The 22,143-nt window shown below is 46.2% G+C and carries 15 protein-coding genes and 1 pseudogene; 7 read left to right on the forward strand and 9 right to left on the reverse strand.

Annotated features, from left to right (window positions below; genetic code table 11):
• Nucleotides 1-17: 17 nt before the first annotated feature.
• Both KTG12_RS09280 and KTG12_RS09285 read left to right on the forward strand, forming a co-directional pair.
• Complete coding sequence (locus KTG12_RS09280) at nucleotides 18-992, forward strand: family 43 glycosylhydrolase (RefSeq protein WP_005644925.1); 975 nt, start codon at nucleotides 18-20, stop codon at nucleotides 990-992.
• Between the two features lie 148 nt (nucleotides 993-1,140).
• Nucleotides 1,141-2,136, forward strand: coding sequence for a family 43 glycosylhydrolase (locus KTG12_RS09285; protein WP_122115569.1), 996 nt, complete (start codon nucleotides 1,141-1,143; stop codon nucleotides 2,134-2,136).
• 181 nt (nucleotides 2,137-2,317) lie between these two features.
• Here KTG12_RS09285 and KTG12_RS09290 read toward each other — a convergent pair whose 3' ends face one another.
• The 3 genes from KTG12_RS09290 to KTG12_RS09300 form a co-directional block, all read right to left on the reverse strand.
• Entirely contained in the window at nucleotides 2,318-4,258 is a 1,941-nt protein-coding gene (locus KTG12_RS09290; RefSeq protein WP_122115568.1) for a heavy metal translocating P-type ATPase, read from the reverse strand.
• Nucleotides 4,259-4,323: 65 nt separating this feature from the next.
• Entirely contained in the window at nucleotides 4,324-4,752 is a 429-nt protein-coding gene (locus tag KTG12_RS09295; RefSeq protein WP_005633450.1) for a Fur family transcriptional regulator, read from the reverse strand.
• Nucleotides 4,753-5,036: 284 nt separating this feature from the next.
• Nucleotides 5,037-5,315 (reverse strand): hypothetical protein, encoded by a 279-nt coding sequence (locus KTG12_RS09300; RefSeq protein ID WP_229032777.1) that lies wholly within the window; start codon nucleotides 5,313-5,315, stop codon nucleotides 5,037-5,039.
• Nucleotides 5,316-5,840: 525 nt separating this feature from the next.
• Between KTG12_RS09300 and KTG12_RS09305 the strand changes: the two are divergent.
• The 5 genes and pseudogenes from KTG12_RS09305 to KTG12_RS09325 all read left to right on the forward strand — a co-directional run.
• Nucleotides 5,841-6,611, forward strand: a pseudogene (locus KTG12_RS09305) (glycoside hydrolase family 105 protein); the annotation flags it as partial.
• Nucleotides 6,612-6,710: 99 nt separating this feature from the next.
• Nucleotides 6,711-7,943, forward strand: a complete 1,233-nt coding sequence (locus KTG12_RS09310) for a 3-phosphoshikimate 1-carboxyvinyltransferase (protein WP_005633428.1) — start codon at nucleotides 6,711-6,713, stop codon at nucleotides 7,941-7,943.
• A 69-nt stretch (nucleotides 7,944-8,012) separates the two neighbouring features.
• Entirely contained in the window at nucleotides 8,013-8,435 is a 423-nt protein-coding gene (locus KTG12_RS09315; protein ID WP_005633426.1) for a hypothetical protein, read from the forward strand.
• Nucleotides 8,436-8,568: 133 nt separating this feature from the next.
• Nucleotides 8,569-9,372, forward strand: a complete 804-nt coding sequence (locus tag KTG12_RS09320; RefSeq protein WP_005633423.1) for a metal ABC transporter permease — start codon at nucleotides 8,569-8,571, stop codon at nucleotides 9,370-9,372.
• An 8-nt stretch (nucleotides 9,373-9,380) separates the two neighbouring features.
• Entirely contained in the window at nucleotides 9,381-12,974 is a 3,594-nt protein-coding gene (locus KTG12_RS09325) for a tetratricopeptide repeat protein (RefSeq protein WP_122115567.1), read from the forward strand.
• 62 nt (nucleotides 12,975-13,036) lie between these two features.
• On the opposite strand, the gene uxaC is transcribed toward KTG12_RS09325, so the two are convergent.
• The 6 genes from uxaC to KTG12_RS09355 form a co-directional block, all read right to left on the reverse strand.
• Nucleotides 13,037-14,440: a glucuronate isomerase gene (gene uxaC, locus KTG12_RS09330; protein WP_122115566.1), complete on the reverse strand. Its 1,404-nt coding sequence runs from the start codon at nucleotides 14,438-14,440 to the stop codon at nucleotides 13,037-13,039.
• A gap of 82 nt (nucleotides 14,441-14,522) precedes the next feature.
• Complete coding sequence (locus tag KTG12_RS09335; protein WP_005633416.1) at nucleotides 14,523-15,191, reverse strand: bifunctional 4-hydroxy-2-oxoglutarate aldolase/2-dehydro-3-deoxy-phosphogluconate aldolase; 669 nt, start codon at nucleotides 15,189-15,191, stop codon at nucleotides 14,523-14,525.
• 47 nt (nucleotides 15,192-15,238) lie between these two features.
• Nucleotides 15,239-16,282, reverse strand: coding sequence for a sugar kinase (locus tag KTG12_RS09340; RefSeq protein ID WP_122115565.1), 1,044 nt, complete (start codon nucleotides 16,280-16,282; stop codon nucleotides 15,239-15,241).
• Between the two features lie 80 nt (nucleotides 16,283-16,362).
• Nucleotides 16,363-17,805 (reverse strand): sulfatase-like hydrolase/transferase, encoded by a 1,443-nt coding sequence (locus KTG12_RS09345; RefSeq protein ID WP_005633410.1) that lies wholly within the window; start codon nucleotides 17,803-17,805, stop codon nucleotides 16,363-16,365.
• Between the two features lie 10 nt (nucleotides 17,806-17,815).
• The gene (locus KTG12_RS09350) at nucleotides 17,816-20,350 is read right to left on the reverse strand and encodes a glycoside hydrolase N-terminal domain-containing protein (RefSeq protein WP_138273203.1); all 2,535 of its coding nucleotides are present in this window, start codon (nucleotides 20,348-20,350) and stop codon (nucleotides 17,816-17,818) included.
• A gap of 87 nt (nucleotides 20,351-20,437) precedes the next feature.
• The gene (locus tag KTG12_RS09355; protein WP_022321538.1) at nucleotides 20,438-22,141 is read right to left on the reverse strand and encodes a RagB/SusD family nutrient uptake outer membrane protein; all 1,704 of its coding nucleotides are present in this window, start codon (nucleotides 22,139-22,141) and stop codon (nucleotides 20,438-20,440) included.
• Nucleotides 22,142-22,143: the final 2 nt, after the last annotated feature.

The raw sequence follows: 22,143 nt of genomic DNA on the forward strand, positions 1-22,143 counted from the left end.
ATTTAGAATCAATAAAAATGAGAGTATATGTTTTATTATTGACTTGTTTGTTTTTCTCGTTGCTGGGTAAACCCCAGCAACCGAGGATGATGTATGAAGATACTTCTCGTCGTGGAGTTCCTTTTTCAAAAGATCCGCATGTCGTGAATTTTCAGGGACGTTATTTGATGTATTATACGCTTCCACCGAGGTTGGATGTATCTGGTTCTGGTGCTAACATTGGCATCGCATCCAGTAAAGATTTGGTTAATTGGTCGAAAGTCGGTGAAATAACGCCGGAAAAGAATGCCGTTTATGAAAAGAATGGGCTTTGTGCACCTGGTGCTTTAGTTCGGGATGGTAAAATTCATTTGTTTTATCAAACCTATGGAAATGGAAAAAATGATGCAATCTGTCATGCTGTGTCAACTGATGGTATCCACTTTGATCGCGACCCGAGTAATCCGGTTTTTCATCCGACGGGTGATTGGAACTGTGGACGGGCTATTGATGCTGAAGTTTGTGAATTCAATGGAAAGTATTTTCTTTATTTTGCAACTCGTGACAAGGATTTTAAAATACAAATGCAAGGAGTGGCAACAGCTTCTTTGAATACTGATTTTAACAGGGAAGACTGGACACAAGCTTGTGATAAATCGATCTTGTATCCAGAGTGTGATTGGGAGGGAGAATGTATTGAAGGTGCCTCGATTGTTAAGAAGGATAATAAACTGTATATGTTTTATGCCGGAGCTTATAATAATGCTCCTCAGCAGATCGGGGTTGCTGTCAGTGAAGATGGTTTGAACTGGAAACGTCTGTCGGAAGAACCTTTTTTACGAAATGGAAAACCGGGAGAATGGAATTCAAGTGAATCTGGTCATCCTCACCTTTTTACCGATCTTGACGGACGGACTTATTTGTTCTATCAAGGTAATAATGATCATGGTAAGACTTGGTATATTACACAGCAAGAAGTTTTATGGAAGGATGGTAAACCTTACTTGAAATAAATAATGTATATGGCTTGCCCTTTGTTTCCCTGTTTAATGGCAAAAGGATAGAAGGATAGGCTGTATCATTTATTGTAAATCCGATTTACGAATTTATTTAGAAGAATATTAGTTACATTTGTCAATTAAAAAAGATCAGATAGTATTTATGAAGCAACTTGTTTTGATTATTCTATTGTTATGGGGAAACTTTCAGTTAATTTTATCACAGGGCTCTTCTGCTCGTCCCCTCATGTTATACGGCGATACCTCCCGTGTCGGGGTTCCTTATTCGAAAGATCCGCATGTGGTTAATTTTCAGGGGCGCTATTTGATGTACCATTCCATTCCGCCGATGAAGGGGGAACCTGATTCCGGATGGAATATTGGGATTGCGGAGAGTAAGGATTTGATGAACTGGACGAAGGTGGGCGAGATCACGCCTGCTCCCGAAGCTGATTATGAGAAGAAAGGACTTTGTGCACCCGGTGCGTTGGTGAAGGATGGAAAGGTGCATTTGTTTTATCAGACATACGGGAATGGGAAGAAAGATGCCATCTGCCATGCCATATCGGATGACGGCATTCATTTCAGAAGGAATCCGACGAATCCGATTTTCCACCCGGCCGGAGATTGGACTTGTGGGCGTGCCATAGATGCGGAAGTGTGTGAGTTCAAAGGACGCTATTTCCTCTATTTTGCAACCCGCGATAAAAACTACGACATCCAGATGCAGGGAGTAGCTGTTGCTCCGGGCAATACCAATTTCAACCGGGAAGACTGGGTACAGGTAACGGATTCCTCTATCCTGTATCCCGTGTATCCGTGGGAAGGAAAATGTATCGAAGGGGCTTCGATCGCAAAGAAAGGTGACAAACTTTATATGTTTTATGCCGGAGCTTACAATAATGCCCCTCAACAGATCGGAGTGGCGGAAAGCGAAGACGGCATTGTCTGGAAACGTCTTTCGGAAGAACCTTTCCTTAAGAACGGCAAACCCGGCGAATGGAATTCCAGCGAATCCGGCCATCCTCATATTTTTACCGATTTGGACGGTCGAACTTATCTGTTCTATCAGGGAAATAACGATAACGGAAAAACCTGGTATATCACACAGGAAGAGGTGATTTGGAAAAATGGAAAACCTTTTCTGAAAGGAAAGTGAAAAACGATCATAAACGAGGCTGCGTGTCAAAATGTATGAGGGTATGTCAAAACTGTCCTGTTCCCGTGCTTGACGCGGGATCGCATTAAAACCGACCTTATAAAAATCTGATTGATAAGGTCTGTCCTTTTGCGGCCCCGCATCAAGTGAGGGGACAAGGAGATATTGACACATCCCCGTTTTACCATACCTTCCTGTTCAGTATGCGGACCGAGTTGAGGACTGCCAGCAGAGCGACACCGACATCAGCAAAGACTGCCCCCCACAACGTGGCGTATCCCAATGCACCTGCCGACAACACAATCCCTTTTACAACAAGTGCCCCTATGATATTCTGACGGACAATCGTACGCGTCTTGCGCCCGATCGTGATGGCGGTCGCCACCTTGGACGGCTGGTCGTTCTGGATAACGACGTCGGCACTCTCGATTGCCGCATCCGAACCGAGTCCGCCCATCGCAATCCCTACATGGCTTAGTGCCAATACCGGAGCATCATTCATTCCGTCTCCGACAAAAGCTACGGATTTGCCCGGCTCTTCAACCATTTCCCAGATATGTGCCGCCTTATCCTCCGGCAACAGGTTTCCGTATGCCTGGTCGATACCTAAACGTCTGGCAAAAGATTTGACAATCTCTTTTTTATCACCCGACAGCAAACGGATATCCGTCACTCCTAACTTCCTCAGTTTGGCAATCGCCTCTACGGCATCGTCTTTCAACGTATCGGACAATAGCAGATGGCCGGCATATTTTTTATCGATGGCGCAGATAACTACGGTCGCTACTTGGTCGGACAACTCTTCGGGGATGGAAATCCCGCGCTCTTTCATTAAGCGGATATTCCCGACAAGCACTTCCTGTCCACCGATGACGGCCTCCACGCCGTGTCCGGCCAGTTCATGCATCTCCGATACGCTTGCTGCAGAGATATTCTGTTTCTTTGCGTAGCGGACGATCGCTTGTGCGATCGGGTGGGTACTTTTCTGTTCGACGGATAAAAGCAAGGTCAATAGTTCCGACTCGGAAATTCTATGCGCCTGTATATCCGTCACGTCGAAGCAGCCAGTGGTCAATGTACCTGTTTTGTCGAATACAATGGTATTTATCCGGGTGATGGCATCCAGATAATTACCACCCTTGAACAAGATACCGGCACGTGACGCCGCTCCGATACCTCCGAAATATCCCAACGGTACGCTGATTACCAAGGCACACGGACAGGAGATAACTAAAAAGACCAATCCCCGGTACAACCAGTCATGAAAAACGTATTGGAAAGACGGCATCATCAATCCGGTAAATGCCGGAACCGTGACGATCAGCAAAGCCAACACGATCACGGCAGGCGTATAGAACCGTGCGAACCGACGAATGAACAGTTCGGCTGGAGCTTTACGCTCGGCTGCATCTTTCACCAGCACTAAAATGCGGGCTAATGCGCTTTGTTCATAGGGACGGTTCACTTCTATGCGGACGGTTTGTCCCAGTACGATCATTCCCGCCAGGACTTCATTCCCTTTCCGAAGTATGCGGGGCATGCTTTCGCCTGTCAGGGCGGAGGTGTCGAACGATACTTCGGTTTCCTGTAAAATCCCGTCGAGCGGTATGCGTCCGCCCGGTTTTACCTCGATTCGTTCACCTGTCCGTACCTCTTTCGGGGAGACATTGATATAATTACCTTCACGAAATACGTCCGTACGTTCGGGACGGACATCAAGCAGACGGCTGATATTTTGTGAAGCACGTTCGACAGCCCTGTTTTGCAGCATTTCTCCAACCGTATAAAAAAGCATGACAGCTACAGCCTCCGGATATTCGCCGATGCTGAAAGCTCCGGTCGAAGCGACCGACATCAATGTAAACTCGGTGAAGAAGTCTTTTCGCAAAGCCTCGTGATAAGCTTCCCGTATGACAGGCAGTCCTACTGGGAGGAAAGCAGCCAGATACCAGACGAGTTTTACTGTCGGCGAGAACCAGCCTTGTCCGGTATGGTCTAAGATGAGCCCCACAATGAGCAGGATGAAAGACAGGATCGGCAATACCACGTTCGGGTGTTCTTCTCCTTTATTATGTCCGCAACTGCATCCGCATCCTGAGTGGCAAGTTGTTTTAGCTTCCATGATTCAATCTGTTTTTATTATTCCGATGCAAAGAACCGAAGATATTTTTGCAACTCGATTGCGTTTTACAGATTTGGGGACTTGCATGCCGGGCAGATTCCTTTGACCGTGTAGTTGATCGTATCCATGATGAAGCCTTCGGGCAACTGCACGACCGGGATTTTTATATGATCCATACAATAGGTCTTGTGACAAACCTCACAGTAGAAATGGATATGCCTGTTTTCAATAAAGCACGTCTCGGTGTCGCTCCGGCAGATTTCATATTTCATCGACCCGCTTCCGTCCTCGAAAGCGTGGATGGCGTGATGCTCCAACAAGATCGCTAAAGAGCGTGAAATGGTCGATTTGTCCAATGTTTCCAGTTGTGCCTCCAATTCGAGCAAGGAAATGGGATATGTTTGTTCCGACAGTTTCTGCAATATAAGAATTCGGGCGGCTGTCGGGCGTACGCCTTTATCTTTGAGTTTCTCTTCGCATTGTTTTGTTGACATGACTTTACTCTTTTTCTCGATACGGTAAAAGTACAACAAAATTAATGCAACTGAGTTGCAAACTTTTATTTTGATTATTCTGATATTTTTCGCTACTTCATATTTTGTTTTAAATTATGGTTGGTATTCGTCCATGGCTCTTTCATTTAATCTTGATATATGGATGTAACTGCATATAAATTTGATGTTTACATTGAGATGAATATAAAATATCTATGTTAATATTATTTTGAATAAGGATACAAATGGACTCTAACTGTCTATTAGTTACATCCTTTGAATTTTCAAAGCATTACATACGAAGTTTCCTGCAAATCCTCTATCACTCTATCACCACGAAGGTTGTAGCTATTGATATTCAATCGTTTGAGGCAGTGATACAGGAGGTTTTCCTCTATCACTGCCTCTATCACTCCTGAAACAGGACGTTTTATCATATGATTGGAAACCAACATATTGCCTTCTGTTACTTTTGAAAAAGCATATAAAATAATCGAATAAACAAATGTAAAAACGAATATAATAGGTGTTAAATTGGCAAAATACGGTTCTTCATTCCACAAAAGCCTTCTCTTTTTTTAGCAGAAACAAGCAGATAATTCCGTAAACACCCCCATGTTGCCATCCTTTACATCCGGGTGTAGGGAGCCGATACATCCGGGTGTAAAAGGGGGTAACATGGGGGTGTCCGGCAACTAAAGTGCCTTGCCGAGCAATGAAAACCACCCGGTTTCACCTATTTTATAGCCGTTTTTACATAAAAAAATCGAGTGATTTACAGGGATGGGAATAGAGTGTTTATCGTTTATGTTATTTACAATGCACTTATATACAGTTGTATATAAACGTGATGCCTGTCTTCCTATCAAATTGCTAGTGATAGGGTAGTGATAGGGTAGTGATAGAGTAGTGATAGAGAAAACGGGCATATATCACGAATAAAACAGGTTGAATATCAATTGGTAAAAAGGAATCAGTGATACAGTGACAGAGGAAATAGGAAAAACTTATATGATAAGCTCCTGTTTTTTCTTTGGTATGGTTGCCTTGGAAAAAGTTCAGGTTTCCGGTTTCAATCCAAAATTTGTTGTATCCCGTTAGAATTGTATAAGATAACGAAGGATAAGAAATATTTGGAAATGGGTTTATCCTATGCTGATACACAATGGACTTTGCCGGCTAATGCAACCCCAGAGGAAAAAGCCTGGGCGGATAAAGGACTATCTTGGCAAACTCGTCTTTGGATTGATGATATGTTTATGATTACAATTCTTCAGGCCCAAGCATATCATACAACAGGGAAACGTGAATATATGGATCGTGCAGTGAAAGAAATGGTTGTCTATTTGGATGAATTACAGCGTCCCAACGGATTGTTCTATCATGCTCCTGATGTTCCGTATTTCTGGGCAAGAGGGAATGGGTGGATGGCTGTAGGCATGGCAGAATTATTATTGTCTACTCCGGAAGATAATCCGAATCATGCTCGTATTTTAGAGGGATACCGCTTGATGATGAAAAGTTTAAAAGATTATCAGGATAAAAGTGGTATGTGGAATCAGTTGATTGATAAGGCTGACTGTTGGCCTGAAACATCTGGTTCTGCTATGTTTACCTATGCAATGATTATGGGAGTGAAGATGGGATGGTTAGAAGCTGAAGAGTATGGACCTATAGCTAGAAAAGCATGGATTGCTTTAGTCCCTTATATTAATAAGGACGGAGATGTGGAAGAAGTTTGTGTCGGTACTGGAAAGAAGAATGATCTTCAGTATTATTATGACCGTCCTCGGATTATTGGCGACTATCATGGACAGGCTCCGATGCTGTGGTGTACTTATGCATTGTTGTGTAAATAATGATTGTCGGAAAATTATTACAATAGTGATATCTGGACAATATTAGTGATATCTTCCCAATAATTTCCGTACTTTTGTATTCCATTTTAATGCAAAAGTATGAATTATACAATAAAGTCTCCTGATTCACTGAAAGCTTCCGTTAAGCTGCCCGCATCCAAGAGTATCTGTAATCGTGCGTTGATACTTAATGCGTTGAGCTATAGCCCGTATGAGATTCGGAATTTGTCGGATTGCGATGATACGGAGGTGATGGTGAAGGCGTTGAATTCGAATGACCGTGACTTTGATATAAAAGCCGCGGGAACTGCGATGCGGTTCCTGACGGCTTTTTTGTCTAAAGTGGTGGGCGAGTGGACGATTACCGGAACGGAGCGGATGAAGAACCGGCCGATCAAGATACTGGTGGATGCGCTGAATGCGCTGGGAGCACGGGTGGAATATATGGAGAAGGAGGGATATCCTCCTCTCCGCATTTTCGGAAGTGCGTTGCAGGGAGGCGAGATTTCGCTTGCCGGTGGGGTCAGTTCACAGTATATTTCGGCGTTGCTGATGATTGCCCCCCTGATGGAGAACGGGCTGACCTTGCATCTTGAAGGGGTTGTCATTTCGAAACCCTATATCAACCTGACGTTACAGCTGATGGAACAATATGGGGTAAAGGCGGAATGGAACGGGCAGACCATTAAGGTAAGACCGCAGGATTATCATCCGATACCCTTTACCGTTGAATCCGACTGGAGTGCTGCTTCCTACTGGTATTCCATGATGGCGTTGTCTAAAAATGCTGAGATCGAATTGCTGGGGCTGTTTAAGAACAGTTTGCAGGGAGATGCCGCCGGAGCCAAATTGTTTGCACAGCTTGGTGTGGGTACGACTTACACGGATCGGGGCGTTGTTTTGAAGCACAACGGGAATAGGACCAAAAAACTGAATTATAACTTCGTAAACGAGCCGGACCTGGCTCAAACCTTTGTCGTGACCTGTGTGTTATTGAATATCCCTTTCCGTTTTACCGGTTTGCAAAGTCTGAAGATAAAAGAAACCGACCGCATCGAAGCGCTTAAGACGGAGCTTCGCAAATTAGGATATCTCCTGACAGACAGCAACAACAGTATTTTGGAATGGAACGGCGAACGTTGTGAACCGCAAGCGCATCCTGTGATCACGACCTACGAAGATCACCGTATGGCGATGGCATTTGCACCTGCCGCCCTCGTGTTGCCGGAAGGGATCGAGATAGCTGACCCGCAGGTGGTCAGCAAAAGTTATCCGCACTATTGGAGAGACTTGAGAACCGCAGGCTTTATTATAATTGACAATGAACAATAGGCAATTGACAATTAGTTGTCGGTGTCTGGAAGTCCATTGTCAATTGCTCATTGTTAATTGTCAATTATTATGTGGTATATTGTTATAGGTATTATCGTATTGGGTGTTGTTGCTGCCATTGCCGGTTATTTTCGGAACCGGAAATGGCAGAAGATGCTGGAACGTGGGGAGATTTCTGAAATCCCCGAGGCACAGGAACTTGTCACTGACGAATGTTGCGGACAGCATGAAACCTGTGAACGCGACAGTCTGTTGGCGGCAGTCAGCAAAAAAATCGAGTATTATGACGATGAAGAACTGGACCGTTTTCGGGGAGTCGAGGCCGATGCATACGATGAAGATGCCGTGAACGAGTTCCGTGATGTGCTTTATACCTTGCAGGAGATCGAAGTGGCTGGCTGGTTGCGTAGTCTGCAACTTCGTGCTATTAATTTACCGGATGAGCTGAAGGACGAAGCGTTCCTGATTGTCGGGGAGCGGCGCATACATTAAGTTTCATAACCATGAAACAAAAGTTCCCCTTGCATGGAACAACAGTTTCATAGGCATGGAACAGGAGTTCCCCTATAATGAAACAGAAGTTTCCTGCCGGGAAACCATAAAAAAGGATATAAGAGGATAGAAAATGGATTTACTTCAATATGGTTTTTTCCAGCATGCCCTTTTGGGTAGCCTGCTGACCGCGATCGCTTGTGGTATCGTCGGGACATATATCGTGTCGCGGCGGCTTGTCTTTATCAGTGGAGGTATCACTCATGCTTCTTTCGGTGGATTGGGGTTGGGGTTCTATCTCGGGATGAATCCGATCTTGATGGCAATGTTGTTTTCCGTGCTCTCCGCATTCGGGGTGGAGTGGGCGAGCAAGACACAGAATGTGCGTGAAGACTCTGCTATTGCCGGGATATGGTCGTTAGGAATGGCATTGGGCGTTATCTTTATTTTCCTGACACCCGGATATGCACCGAATCTATCCGCCTACCTTTTTGGAAATATTCTGACTGTTTCGACGGGAGATATTATCTGGATAGCCGCTTTGGCGTTGTTGCTGGTTATCCTTTTTTCGCTTTTCCTGCGGGAGATCGTTTATGTGGCCTTCGATAGGGATTTTGCACTGACGCAAGGAGTGCCCGTCAAGTGCATAGAATATGTAATGATGTGCTGCATCGCTGTGACGATCGTCCTTTCGATCCGTCTGGTCGGGATCATGCTTCTGATGAGTTTGCTGACGTTGCCTCAGATCACCGTAAACCTTTTTACATCAGACTTCAAGAAGATCATTTTCGGAAGTATTGCCATCGGTTTCTTGGGATGTGTGTTCGGGCTCGTCCTTTCTTATCTTCTGAATGTGCCTTCCGGGGCGTTTATTATTCTTGTCCTAGTCCTTTTCTTTTTGATAGTGAAAGCAATAAAAGCGGTTTTAAAGCGTTAAAAGGGGAAATGAAGAAAGGTTTCTACTATATAATCGCATTATTGATTGTCTCTTTGTTTTGGTCTTGCAGTACGAAAAAGAATACCAAGGCAAGCCGCTTCTATCACGCTTTTAATTCCCGCTATAATATCTATTTCAACGGAAAAACATCGTTTGACGAAGCGTTGCTTTCCATGCAGAACGGCTATAAGGAAAGCTATTCCGACATGATACTGATGTACCCGATCAGTGCGCAACCGAAAGACAAGCCCGAAACCGGAGGTCCTTTCGACCGGGCGATCGAGAAAAGCAATAAAGCGATCAAGCTCCACTCCATCAAAGCAAAGCCGCCTAAGAAACCGGGATGGCGCAATGATCCCAAACAACGTGCCTGGCAGGAACAGGAAGAATACAATCCGTTCCTCAAAAAGTGCTGGTTGATGATGGGGCAGGCGCAGTTCTATAATGCTGATTTCTTGCAGGCATCTGCCACTTTCTCTTACATAGCCCGTCATTATGCCCATGATGAAGAAGTGGTGGCCGAAGCTCGTCTTTGGCAGGCCCGCTGCTATTCCGAGATGGAATGGTTCTATGAAGCGGAAGATATCTTAGGAAAACTGAATACGAACGGTATCCCTCGCAAGAACCTGAACCAGTATGCGGCGGTATATGCCGACTACCTGGTGAAGAATAAGCAATATGAAGAAGCGGTCCCTTATTTCAAGACAGCGATCAAGGCAGAGAAGAACCGGCGCCAGCGTACCCGGATGAAGTATTTGTTGGGACAGATTTATGCCGAACAGGATCAGAACGGGCTTGCCTACCAGATGTTCGGACAGGTGATCAAAGCTAATCCTCCTTATGAACTGGAGTTTGCCGCCCGTATCCGCCAGACCGAAGTATTTACTGGCGGCAATTATCAGAAAGTGATCAAGATGTTGCAACGGATGGCGAAAAGCGATAAGAACAAGGACCTGCTCGATCAGGTCTATTATGCGTTGGGCAATGTTTATATGAGCCGTGAAGATACAGTCAATGCCATCAAAAACTACGAGCTGGGTGTGGAGAAAAGCACACAGAACGGTTTGGACAAGGCGATCTGCCAGATCAAACTGGGTGATCTTTATTTCCAGAAGCGCGACTATGTCAAGGCACAACCGAATTTCAGCGGTGCATTGTCCGGCATCCAGAAAGAATATAAAGACTATGAACGGGTATCCAAGCTGTCTGCTATCTTGGACGAGTTGGTCGTGCATGTGGAGGCGGTCCATTTGCAGGATAGTTTGCAAACTCTTGCCAAAATGCCGGAGTCGGAACGGCTTGCCGTGATCGACAAAATCATCGAGCAGGTGAAGAAAGAGGAGGAGGAAGCCAAGGCCCTGGCCGAGAAAGAAGCTTATCTGGCGGAACAGGAGGCAAAAGGGACTGGTATCGACCGTCCAGGAACAGAGACTGGCGGCATCACATTACCGACGACATCCGGAGGTTCCGGTTTCTATTTCTATAACCCGCAGGCAGTATCGCAGGGAAAAGCAGCTTTCCAACGTAAATGGGGACGGCGTGCGCTGGAAGATGACTGGCGTCGACGTAAGAAAGAAATGTCCACTTTTAATGAGAATATGGCAGACGAAACTGAGGATGCTTCCGAAGGAGAGGTGGGCGAACTGGCTACCGATTCGCTCGAGGCCGGACTGGAACCTGCTGCTTCCGATGACCCGAAAACACGTGAGTATTACATTCAGCAGCTTCCGTTGACACCCGAAGATATCCAGGCTTCCAATATTATCATAGAAGATGGTCTCTATAACATGGCTATGATTTATAAGGACAAACTCGAGGATATCCCGTTGGCAACCGAAGCCTTTGAGGAGTTGGAACGCCGTTTCCCGAAGCATAGTCACCTTTTGGAAAGCTACTACCAGGTTTATCTGATGGCTCTTCGTTCCGGAAACCAAGCGCTCGCTGCTGCTTATAAGAATAAGTTGGTTACGACTTTCCCTGAATCGGATTATGCGGTTGCGATTGCCGATCCGAATTACGAATATAATATCCGGATGATGGACAAGGTGCAGGATTCGATCTACCAGGCGACCTATGCAAGTTACCTGGCGGAAGATACGGTCACCGTTCGTCGTAATTATCGCGATGTCAGTGCCAAGTATCCGTTGGCGGATCTATTGCCTAAGTTCATGTTCCTCGAGGCGCTGACCTATGTGCAGGCTGGGGATGCTGAAGGTTTCAAAAACGCCTTGAAAGCATTGGTTGAGAAATATCCGACGGCTGATGTGACGGAACTGGCGGGTGAAATGCTGAAAGGTGTTCTGCGTGGGCGTATGATGGTTCAAGGTGGTATTAGGGGAATGAGTTGGAACTTGCGTTTCGGTGTGGGGGATGATGGTACGTTGTCGGCAGCCGACTCGGCACGTGTCTTTACGGCTGAATCTAACACGTCTTACCGGATGCTGTTAATGTTCCCGACCGGAACACTCGATCGTAACCAGTTGCTTTTTGCCGTTGCCGCCTATAACTTTGCCAATTTTATGGTGAAGGAGTTTGATTTGAGTTTTGAAGAAGCCGGTCCGATGAGCATGTTGACGATTCATGGTTTCTTTAATTTGGATGAGATCTTGCATTATTATAAGATGATCTACGGAGCGGATGGCTATGCAACTGCATTGGACAAAAATGTGGCTATTCTTCCGATCTCCGACGACAATTATGAAACCTTGATGCGGGGAAAGACGCTTGAGGAATATGTCGAATTCTTCCAGGAAAACTTCGGTGAGGCCGTTCCTGAACTGGCCGCTCGTTGGAAAGCCCGTATGGCTGCCGAACAGATCAAAGAGGAAGAGGCAAAAGCTGAAGAGGCCGAAGCACAGGATTCTGAAAATATTCCGGAAGAAAAGCCGGAACCTGTCAAGAAGACCGTCCGCCCGAAAGAACAACGCCAGCAGCAGGCTGTAGAAGAAGTTGTTGTACCGTCTGCCGTAAAAGATACGGTTCCGGTAGAACTTCCGGCGGTCGATACAATGACTGTCCGTGAAACAGAAACGCTCCTTCCGGCGGATGTAGATACTGTTTCTGTACAGCCGGTTGTAAAAGATACGGTTGTTCCGGCATCGTCCGACACCGTTTCCGCTGTTGTCACTCCTGTCGAACAACCGAAGGAACTCACGTTGAAAGAGATCGAAGAACTCCGCAAGCGCGAAGCCGATGAAGTTGAAGCCCGTAAGGAAGAAGCTCGTAAAGCTTTTGAAGCTCAACAGAAAGCCGAAAAAGAATTGCAGGAAAAGAAGGCAAAAGAAAACGAGGAACTTCTGAAGAAGCAAAAGGTTGAAGAAGAAGCGTTGCTGAAAGCAAAAGCCGAACGAGAAAAACAGCTTGAACGCGACCGCAAGGCCAAGCTGAAACAGGTCGAAGCCGACCGTAAGGCGAAACTCAAAGCCCGTGAAGAACTGCGTAAGCAGAAAGAACGTGAGTATAAGGAACGCCTGAAACAAAAGGAAAAAGAACGTAAGCAGAAGGAACGCGAATACAAAGAAAAGCTGAAGGCCAAAGAAAAAGCCCGCCGCGAAGCCCAAAAGGCCAAAGAGGCGGCTGCCAAAGCGAAAAGAAAGAGGTAAAAAAACAAGGGCCGTGTCAAATCTTTGCTGACGCGGCCCTTTATAATTAAGGAAAGTTTCTTTTAGAACCTGAAATATCCTTTCGCATTATTGTAACTGATATCTTCGACCATCTTACCGATGAACGGCAGTTCGGATGCAGGCAGTAGACCGTCTTCCACTTCGCGGCCCAGGATGTTACACAGGATGCGGCGGAAGTATTCATGACGCGGGTAGGATAGGAAACTGCGTGAATCCGTGAGCATTCCGACGAAGCGGCTCAGCAATCCTAAGTCGGACAATGCGTTCATCTGCTTTTCCATGCCGTGAATCTGATCCAGGAACCACCAGCCGGAGCCATACTGCATCTTGCCCGGAACCGTGCCGTCGTTAAAGCTGTAGATCGTTGTCATCAGCAGTTCGTTATCACGCGGGTTTAGGTTGTAGAAGATAGACTTTGCCAGTACGCCTTCTTCGTCCAAACGGCTCAGGAAGCGAGCTAGCGGAGCTGCGACTTCTGCATCTCCAATTGCATCGTAGCCTGTGTCGGGACCTAATTGCTTAAACATGCGGACGTTGTTGTTGCGGGTTGCACCATAGTGGAACTGTTGTACCCAGTCGCTTTTGGCATCCATAACCGCAAATTCGTACAACATGGCAGAACGGAATTTGTCGATTTCTTCGACTGTCAGTTCTTTCTTCATACGTGCTTTCAGGAATATGGCCTCGATTTCAGCATCCGTATAGGGTTCGGCATAGAATGTAAGTATTCCATGGTCGGACAGGCGGCAGCCTTGTGACGCGAAGAAGTCGTGACGTTTCTGCAAAGCGTCGATCAAGTTTTTGAAGTTGAGGATCGACATGTCGGCAGCTGCTTCCAACTTGGTCAGATATTCGTTATATGTATCGACATTCTCGATTGCCATAGCCTTGTCCGGTCGCCAGGCAGGAAGCACTTTGGTTTTCAGACTGCTTTGGCGGATTTGGGTATGATATTTCAAATCATCGATCGGATCGTCGGTCGTACATACGACTTCCACGTTCATACGTTCCATGATTGCCTGGGCACGGAATTCCGGTGTTTGCAATTTGGCTGTGCATTCGTCGTATATCTCGCGGGCGGTGGACGGATTCAGAACCTTGTCTATGCCGAAGATACGGCTCAGTTCAAGATGGGTCCAGTGATATAGAGGGTTGCGCATGGCATACTGCAGGGTTTCAGCCCATTTTTCAAATTTTTCATACGCTGGTTTATCCCCTGTGATGTATGTTTCAGGTACGCCGTTGGCACGCATCGCACGCCATTTATAATGGTCACCACCCAACCATATTTCCGTCAGGTCGGCAAACTGATAGTTGTCGGCTATCTGTTGCGGGATCAAGTGGCAGTGATAATCGATGATTGGCATTTTGGCTGCGTGTTCGTGATACAGTTTCTGAGCTGTCTCAGACTGGAGCAGGAAATTGGAATCGAGAAAGGATTTCATGATTTATGATTTTAGATTTATGATTTATAGATTTCTGAATTATGATTTATCATCGGCGCATAAATCATAATTCAGAAATCATTTAACGATATTTCTTGATAGTTGCCAGTGCATCGCGACAAAGTGTGGATATTGCCTCCCAGTTGCCGGCTGCAATCATTTCTTTCGGGAACAGCTTGGAACCCATGCCTACGCAAGTCACGCCAGCTTTAAACCAGGCCGACAGATTTTCTTCCGTCGGTTCTACGGCGCCTGTAGCCATGATCATAGACCAAGGCATCGGAGCTTTGATGTTCTTCACGAACGATGGTCCGCCTACGTTTCCGGCAGGGAAAATCTTACACAGGTCACAACCTACTTCTTGGGCGAAACCGATTTCCGAAACGGAACCGCATCCTGGTGTATATGGGACCAAGCGACGATTACAAACCTTCGCGATTTCCGGGTTGAACAATGGACCGACAACGAAGTTAGCACCCAATTGCAAGTATAGGGAAGCTGTTCCGGCATCCACGATAGATCCGACGCCTAATACCAGTTCGGGGCATTCTTTTGTAGCGAACTTGATCAGTTCGGCAAATACTTCATGAGCGAAGTCACCGCGATTGGTGAATTCGAATGCACGGACACCGCCTTCGTAGCAAGCTTTGACAACCTGCTTTGCGATTTCTACATCTTTATTGTAGTAAACAGGTACCATCCCTGTACTGACGATCGCATCGAGTACCTGCATTTTATTGAATCTTGCCATGATAAGATTTATGATTTCTGAATTATAATTTATGATTGAATTGTCACTTATCTTGAAACTCGTCCGGAAGCATCGCCACTCATCAACTTTTCAACTTCTTCGACTGTCACTTGGTTGAAGTCGCCGTAGATCGTGTGTTTCAAGCAAGATGCAGCGACAGCGAAATCGAGTGCTTTCTGGTCGTCTGTCGTATAAGTCAGCAGACCGTAGATCAAACCTCCCATGAAAGAGTCTCCACCACCTACACGGTCAACGATATGAGTAATGTCGTAACGACGAGACTGGTACAGTTTGCTGTTGGCATAGAGAACGCCGCCCCACGTATTGTGGTTTGCATTGATAGCGCCGCGCAGTGTGATGATCACTTTCTTTGCACGTGGGAATTTAGCCATCAATTGTGTGCAAACGGATTCGAATTCGGCAGCGTTTACTTCGCCGTTTGTGGCTGTTACGTCGAAACCTTCCGGTTTGATGCCGAATACCTTTTCCGCATCCTCTTCGTTACCAAGGATTACGTCACAACCTGCAACCAGTTCCGGCATCACTTCAGAGGCCGTTTTGCCATATTTCCACAAATTTTTGCGGTAATTAAGGTCGCATGATACGGGGATACCCATACGGTTTGCCACTTGGATAGCTTCGAGGCAAGCATCTGCCGCACCCTGTGAAATGGCCGGTGTAATGCCTGTCCAGTGGAACCAGGATGCATCTTTGAATACTTCTTCCCAGTTTACCATTCCCGGTTGGATTTCGGAGATAGCCGAGTGAGCGCGGTCATAGACGACTTTGCTGGCACGGGCTACCGCACCTGTTTCCAGAAAATAGATACCCAAACGGTCGCCGCCGTAAACGATGTGAGAAGTCCCTACACCGTATTTACGCAGGTCCATTACGCAAGCACGCGCAATGTCGTTTTTAGGTAAACGGGTTACAAACTCGGTTGCAATACCATAGTTTGCCAGTGATACGGCAACATTAGCTTCACCGCCACCAAAGGTAGCATTCAATTTATCACTTTGACAAAAACGGAGATAGTCTGGAGTGGCCAGTCTAAGCATGATTTCTCCAAAGGTTATTACTTTCTTATCCATATCGATGGTTTATAATGTGTTCAGACCACAAAAGTAGAAGTTTATTTTTAAATAAACATGGAGTGTGCGCGAAAACATAATTAATAACTGAAATTATTCCAGAAAACAGATGTATCATTTGTCCTCTTCTGCTCTTCAGCCATCTTTTCGCGAAGACGCTGGATTGTTTTTTCGTATTTCTTTTGTCCGCTGAGATCGTTCCTCTCCCAAGGATCGTTTTTCAGATTGAATAACTGGGTCGTGCGTTTCCCATTCACATGATATTCAATCAACTTCCAGGTTCCATCGGAAATGCCGCGTTGATTATCCATATAGCTGTAATATAGGTAGTCGCGGACAGGCTCTTTCCCATCTAAGGAAGAAAGTAGACTGATACCGTCTACCGATTGGGGTACAGGTAGTTGGAGCATGTCGCAAAGGGTTGGGAATACGTCTATCAAGTAACATAGGTCTGCGGTCTTTTTACCGGTATGCTGTGCGGCAGCTTTGATCATCAAAGGGACGCCGACGCTATGTTCGTATACATTCTGTTTCCCCATCAGGCCGTGTTGTCCGACTGCCAACCCGTTGTCTCCTGCAAATATGATGATTGTGTTTTCATATAACCCGTTATCTTTCAGAGTTTGGATAATGTTGCCTACGCGTTTGTCTACATGGGAGATCATGGCATAGTATTCCCTGATATGTTTTTTGATTTCATCCGGACGGCGGGGAATAGCAGCCAATATTTCGTCACGTATTTCTAATTCTCCGTTATCGAACGGGTGCTTTTCCATAAAATTGGGTGGAAGTTGTATTTGGCTCTGGTCGTAAAGCTGCATGTATTCATCCGGCATGCTCCGAGGGTCATGGGGAGACATATAGGCTACCGACAAGAAGAACGGCTGGTTTTTATCTTTTTGTTGTTGAATATATTCGACGGCTTCATGGGTGAAAATATCTACGGAATGCTTTCCTGAATACATATATTCTCCTATTTCATATTCTACTTTGTTCGATTTTGCCTGGTTATGGATGACCGGACGACGTTTTCCGTAATTCATATCTGCATGGTAATCGTACAAGGGAACATTCCAGTGATCCCACATGCCTCCGAAAAAGATGGCTTTCCCTTCTTTAAAGCAACGGTTCAGGGCTTCATAGCTACTATGCCATTTACCGGTATGGAATGTATTATAGCCGGCTTTCTGAAGGGTTTCACCTATCATCGTGTGCGAATTCGGGATTGTTGCTCCCTGTTTTTCGAGGTTATAAAGATATTTTCCGGTCATTAGCATGGCCCGACTTGGCATACTGACGGCTCCGGATGTACCACCCATGATGTGGGCGTTGGTGAAGACTGTACTTTCTCCTGCCAATTTATCCAGGTTGGGCGTTTGGACTTGTTCTTTTCCTAAAAAGTTCATTCCTGAAGCTCGCATGTCGTCGGCAAGAATCAGAATGATATTGGGCTTTTTATCTGCTGCCAGTGAACTGACAACAGATAAAAAGGAAACTCCGATCAATGATAATGCTTGTTTCATTTCTTCGTGTTTATTGTGTGATTAGATATGTTCCATCTTTTTGCGTTTCGAATGTCGCTTGGAAATATTCTTTACCGTTTGACCGGACCGGGGTGGATGTAGCTATGGTTCTACCGTTCGATTTGACCGTGAATGCTTGTCTGGCACGAAGTGTACAGCTTTTCCCAGACAGCGAATGGATATTGGCTTCTGTCAATTTTCCATTCTTCCAGTTCATCGTAATCTCGAAGTTGCCCCGTGCCTTCAGGCCGGAAACAGAGCCCTCTGCCCATACATCGGGCAAAGCAGGCAACAGATGGATGTATCCGGCATGGCTTTGCAATAACATTTCAACGACACCTGCCGTATAGCCGAAATTTCCATCGATTTGGAAAGGAGGGTGTGCACACAGTAAGTTTCGGAAGAGCCCTCCTCCTCTATGTGCACTGTTTCCGAATCCGACAGGATTGAACAGGTTGGCGATGATCTTGTAGGCGTGGTTGCCGTCTAACAAGCGTGCCCAGCAGTTTATTTTCCAGCCCATCGACCAGCCGGAAGCCAAGTCGCCCCGCAGTTCGAGTGTTTTGCGGACTGCATTGAACAGTTCCGGTGTTTTGTCCGGTGTGATCTGGTCGCTCGGATGGAAACCGTACAAGTGGGAGAAATGGCGGTGTTGAGGTTCCCATTCCTTGAAGTCATATATCCATTCCTGTAGTTGTCCACGCTTTCCGATTTGATAGGGTAACAGGCGTGCTAATTTATCTTTCAATTCATTGCGAAACGATTCATCCAGATTGAACATTTCCGAAGCGGCGATCGTGCGGGTAAAAGTTTCCCGGATAATGGCCATGTCCATGGTCGGTCCCATACTCATGGCTGCCGTTTGTCCGTCTTCCGTGATGAAGCGGTTTTCCGGAGAGACACCTACCGGAGTCACCAAATGACCGTTGCCATCGTCTATCAGCCAGTCGGCAAAGAACTCGGCGGCCCCTTTCATCAACGGATAGGCCTCGTTTTTCAGGAATGTTTCATCCTGTGTGAACTGGTAGTGTTCCCATAAGTGGCTACACAACCACCCTTGCACCATCGGCCAGAAAGAAGCTGTCGGCACGTTGTCGTTCGGCAAGGACTCTCGCCAGATGGATGTGTTATGATGGGCCACCCAACCACGGCGGTTATACATATTCCGGGCTGTTTCGGCACCGGAGACAGACAGTTCCCGGATCATTCGGAAAAGAGGTTCCTGGCATTCCGACAGATTGGTGAGTTCGGCCGGCCAGTAGTTCATTTCTGTGTTGATATTGATCGTATAGCCGCAGTTCCAGGCTGGAATTGTGTCTTTGTTCCAGATTCCTTGCAAGTTCAAAGGTTGTCCGCCTGGACGTGATCCGCTGATCATCAGGTAACGTCCGAATTGGAACAGGAGAGCTGCCAAGTCGGGATCGGCGTTTCCGGCAAACTGTTCGAGACGTTTGTCGGTCGGCATCGCCTTTTGTTCGGGAGAGGAAAACAGTTCGAAATCGACTCGGTCGAAAAGGGAACGGTAATCTTCCGTATGGCGTTGTTTCAGTGTCTGATAGTCATAGGAAAGGGCTTTTTCCAGAATGCTGGCTGCTTTGGCCGAAGGATCGATACCATCCCGGCTCGGACTTTTGTCGAAACCATTGAAACTTGTTGCCATACTGAGTATGAAATAGACTTCGTCCGTGTTGTATATATGGATACCGGCGTCGGTAATCTCACATTTCCCGTCTTTAGGGAAGACCGGTTTCAACTGGGCTTCGAAAAACATACCTTTCCCGCCGATCTCGTCGCCGTAAAGCATCCGTTTGTCGAACTTGCGTTTGCCGTTCGCATCGTAGAGTTCAGGGTGTTTGTATTGGTCGCCCCATTGTTCGATTTGCTCGAATGTACGCCGTTCCACATAGCCGGGAGCCTGTCCGTGCAGGATCAGACGGTCGTCAGTCCCTTTTTGCTGGGCTGTCGGATGAGGTGATGTGAAATCGAGCGAGATGTCGATGCCATTCGGTGTATCGCTTTTCAGATGCATGACGATCACATTGTCCGGATGGGAAGCGAATACTTCCCGTTCGTATTTCACTCCGTTTTGTTTATAGACTGTTGTGGCAACCGCATCCGAGATGTTTAATGCCCGTTTGTATCCGGCAGCATCTCCCGGCTTGTTGTTTTGGATATGCAGGTCTCCGAACGGTTGGTAATATTGGTGCAGGCGTCCCAGCCAGTTCTTGCAAACCAGGTCGGAAGCTGTCTTGTATTTTCCGGCTTTCATCAGCCCGACAACTTTGTCGAACATCTCCGGTGTTATTTTCACATCTTTGAAAACGACTGACGGTTCCCCGCTGTATAACGTGTTTTCATTCAGTTGAAGTTGTTCTTTCTCAACTCCTCCGAAAACCATTGCTCCCGCACGGCCGTTCCCGATGGGGAGTGCCTCGTCCCAGTTTTGGGCAGGCTTGTCGTACCACAAGGTGAGTGGTGCTTTTGAGGGTGTTCCCGTGCACGCGGCCAGCAACAAGAATGAGATCAGATAAGAAATAGTGCGCATATACATGGTATTTTTAAGATTATACAAAAAAGTGTCCAGATGCAAAGATATGCAATTCATCCGGACACTTTAAAGATTTAAAATGAATTAATATCCCGGATTTTGTTCGATCGTGGCATATACATTCCGTTCGATTTCCGAGTAGGGGATTGGCCAGAGATTATGATAATCCTCTATACTCATGCCTGTTCTGGGGTTATATCTTCGGTTCCTGTCGGCAAGTTTACCCATACGACATAAAGTCAGCATGCGGAGTTCTTCGCAATACAACTCGCGTAGGCGTTCGTCCAGGATATAGTCGATGTTTACTTCTGCCGGTTGTGCCGGATCGGCATTTGCACGACTACGAACCGTATTGACATCGGCTGCCGCTTTTGCCTGGTCACCCTTGTTGACATACGCTTCCGCTCTCAGTAGGTAGGTTTCGGCAAGGCGGAACAAGTAAACGTCTTTATAGGAGCCGTTCGCACTGTTGATTACCAGATGTTCGCCGAAAGGAGTCATCAAAGGATTACCGTTTGCGTCTTTCTGGTAGAATTCTTCGGGGAAGTTGTTAACACGAGAAATCTTTGTCATCAGCGGATACCACTGGCGGATCGAGTCAAGCTGTTTGTAATAACCGTCTTTTACCAGCCATTGCCCGAAAGCCGGAGATTCCGGATTATCGATACGCACGTCGCGGATGATGTTGTATTCCGAGTTCCGGATGTCGTTTTCCGAACCTTTGGACCAAATATCATTGAAGAAATGGCTGGTCGGCTGGATCCAGCCGATACCACGTCCACATTTGCCATCCGTCACTCCTAAGAACGCTGTTGTATTGACTTCCTCACCTGCCTCATTTTTAGCCGTTATTTTGATATTCTGGTAGTAAGGGATAAAGCTGAATGACGCATTGTAGTCCGTGTTGGAACCCGGATTTAGGTAATCATATTGCAGCACCCATAAACTTTCTTTGTTACCGCTACCCCTGTTTTGGTTGTTCAGCCGGAACAGATCCCAATAGACATCGCCGGCTTCGTTCTGACGTGAACCGAAACGGTTGGTCATAAGTGCCATTTCCGGATGGTCAATTACGGCACTTGCCGCTTGTATCGCCTCGTCATATAAGCCTAAACAGATGTTGACTTCTGCCAACAGGTGTTGTGCGACCTGCTTACTTAGCTTTCCGTCTTTTACCGATTCGATATTAGGAAGCAAAGAAACAGCTTCTTCCAGATCTTGTTTGATTTGCTTATAAACTTCTTCCCGGCTTGCCCGTACATAGTCGCGGCGAGGAGTCGTGATTTCTTCCAGAATCAAAGGGACGCCTCCGAATAGATTGGCTAGCATACGGTAAGCATACCCTCTGAACACCAAAGCTTCTCCTCTGATTACCTTTTTATCTTCGTCATTTACCTGGCTGGCATTTGTTAAACGGTTTAAAATAACGTTGGCATTGGATATGACCGTGTAGGATTCTTTCCAAACCTCTTTAGGTACGGCAAAAGTCGGTACCATCACGTTTTTATAATCATTCAACTTTGCCGGCTTATAGTAATCGGTTCCGTTGAAAGCAAAATCTGTTGCATAATAGAAAGCGAAGCGGGTGTCCATTGTCATCTCGCAAACCTGATATCTTACACGGTTATACAGGTAGTTTAACGATGATTGGAAATGAGCGCTTGTCTCCATTGAATTCTCCGGCGAATAAAAATCCAGAGGTTTTTCCTTCAAAAAGTCGTGCTCGTCGCATGAAGAAAAGGAGGCGAATGCCGCTAAAAGCATAATGCCGTATTTGATTGATTTCATAT

The sequence above is a fragment of the Parabacteroides sp. MSK.9.14 genome (genome assembly GCF_019041495.1).
Classification (GTDB): Bacteria; Bacteroidota; Bacteroidia; order Bacteroidales; family Tannerellaceae; genus Parabacteroides; species Parabacteroides merdae.

Bases quoted from the DNA above. Each gene is read 5' to 3' on its own strand.
- KTG12_RS09280 (WP_005644925.1), top strand. From the start codon at position 18: ATGAGAGTATATGTTTTATTATTGACTTGTTTGTTTTTCTCGTTGCTG.
- KTG12_RS09285 (WP_122115569.1), top strand. From the start codon at position 1,141: ATGAAGCAACTTGTTTTGATTATTCTATTGTTATGGGGAAACTTTCAG.
- KTG12_RS09290 (WP_122115568.1), bottom strand. From the start codon at position 4,258: ATGGAAGCTAAAACAACTTGCCACTCAGGATGCGGATGCAGTTGCGGA.
- KTG12_RS09295 (WP_005633450.1), bottom strand. From the start codon at position 4,752: ATGTCAACAAAACAATGCGAAGAGAAACTCAAAGATAAAGGCGTACGC.
- KTG12_RS09310 (WP_005633428.1), top strand. From the start codon at position 6,711: ATGAATTATACAATAAAGTCTCCTGATTCACTGAAAGCTTCCGTTAAG.
- KTG12_RS09315 (WP_005633426.1), top strand. From the start codon at position 8,013: ATGTGGTATATTGTTATAGGTATTATCGTATTGGGTGTTGTTGCTGCC.
- KTG12_RS09320 (WP_005633423.1), top strand. From the start codon at position 8,569: ATGGATTTACTTCAATATGGTTTTTTCCAGCATGCCCTTTTGGGTAGC.
- KTG12_RS09325 (WP_122115567.1), top strand. From the start codon at position 9,381: ATGAAGAAAGGTTTCTACTATATAATCGCATTATTGATTGTCTCTTTG.
- uxaC (WP_122115566.1), bottom strand. From the start codon at position 14,440: ATGAAATCCTTTCTCGATTCCAATTTCCTGCTCCAGTCTGAGACAGCT.
- KTG12_RS09335 (WP_005633416.1), bottom strand. From the start codon at position 15,191: ATGGCAAGATTCAATAAAATGCAGGTACTCGATGCGATCGTCAGTACA.
- KTG12_RS09340 (WP_122115565.1), bottom strand. From the start codon at position 16,282: ATGGATAAGAAAGTAATAACCTTTGGAGAAATCATGCTTAGACTGGCC.
- KTG12_RS09345 (WP_005633410.1), bottom strand. From the start codon at position 17,805: ATGAAACAAGCATTATCATTGATCGGAGTTTCCTTTTTATCTGTTGTC.
- KTG12_RS09350 (WP_138273203.1), bottom strand. From the start codon at position 20,350: ATGCGCACTATTTCTTATCTGATCTCATTCTTGTTGCTGGCCGCGTGC.
- KTG12_RS09355 (WP_022321538.1), bottom strand. From the start codon at position 22,141: ATGAAATCAATCAAATACGGCATTATGCTTTTAGCGGCATTCGCCTCC.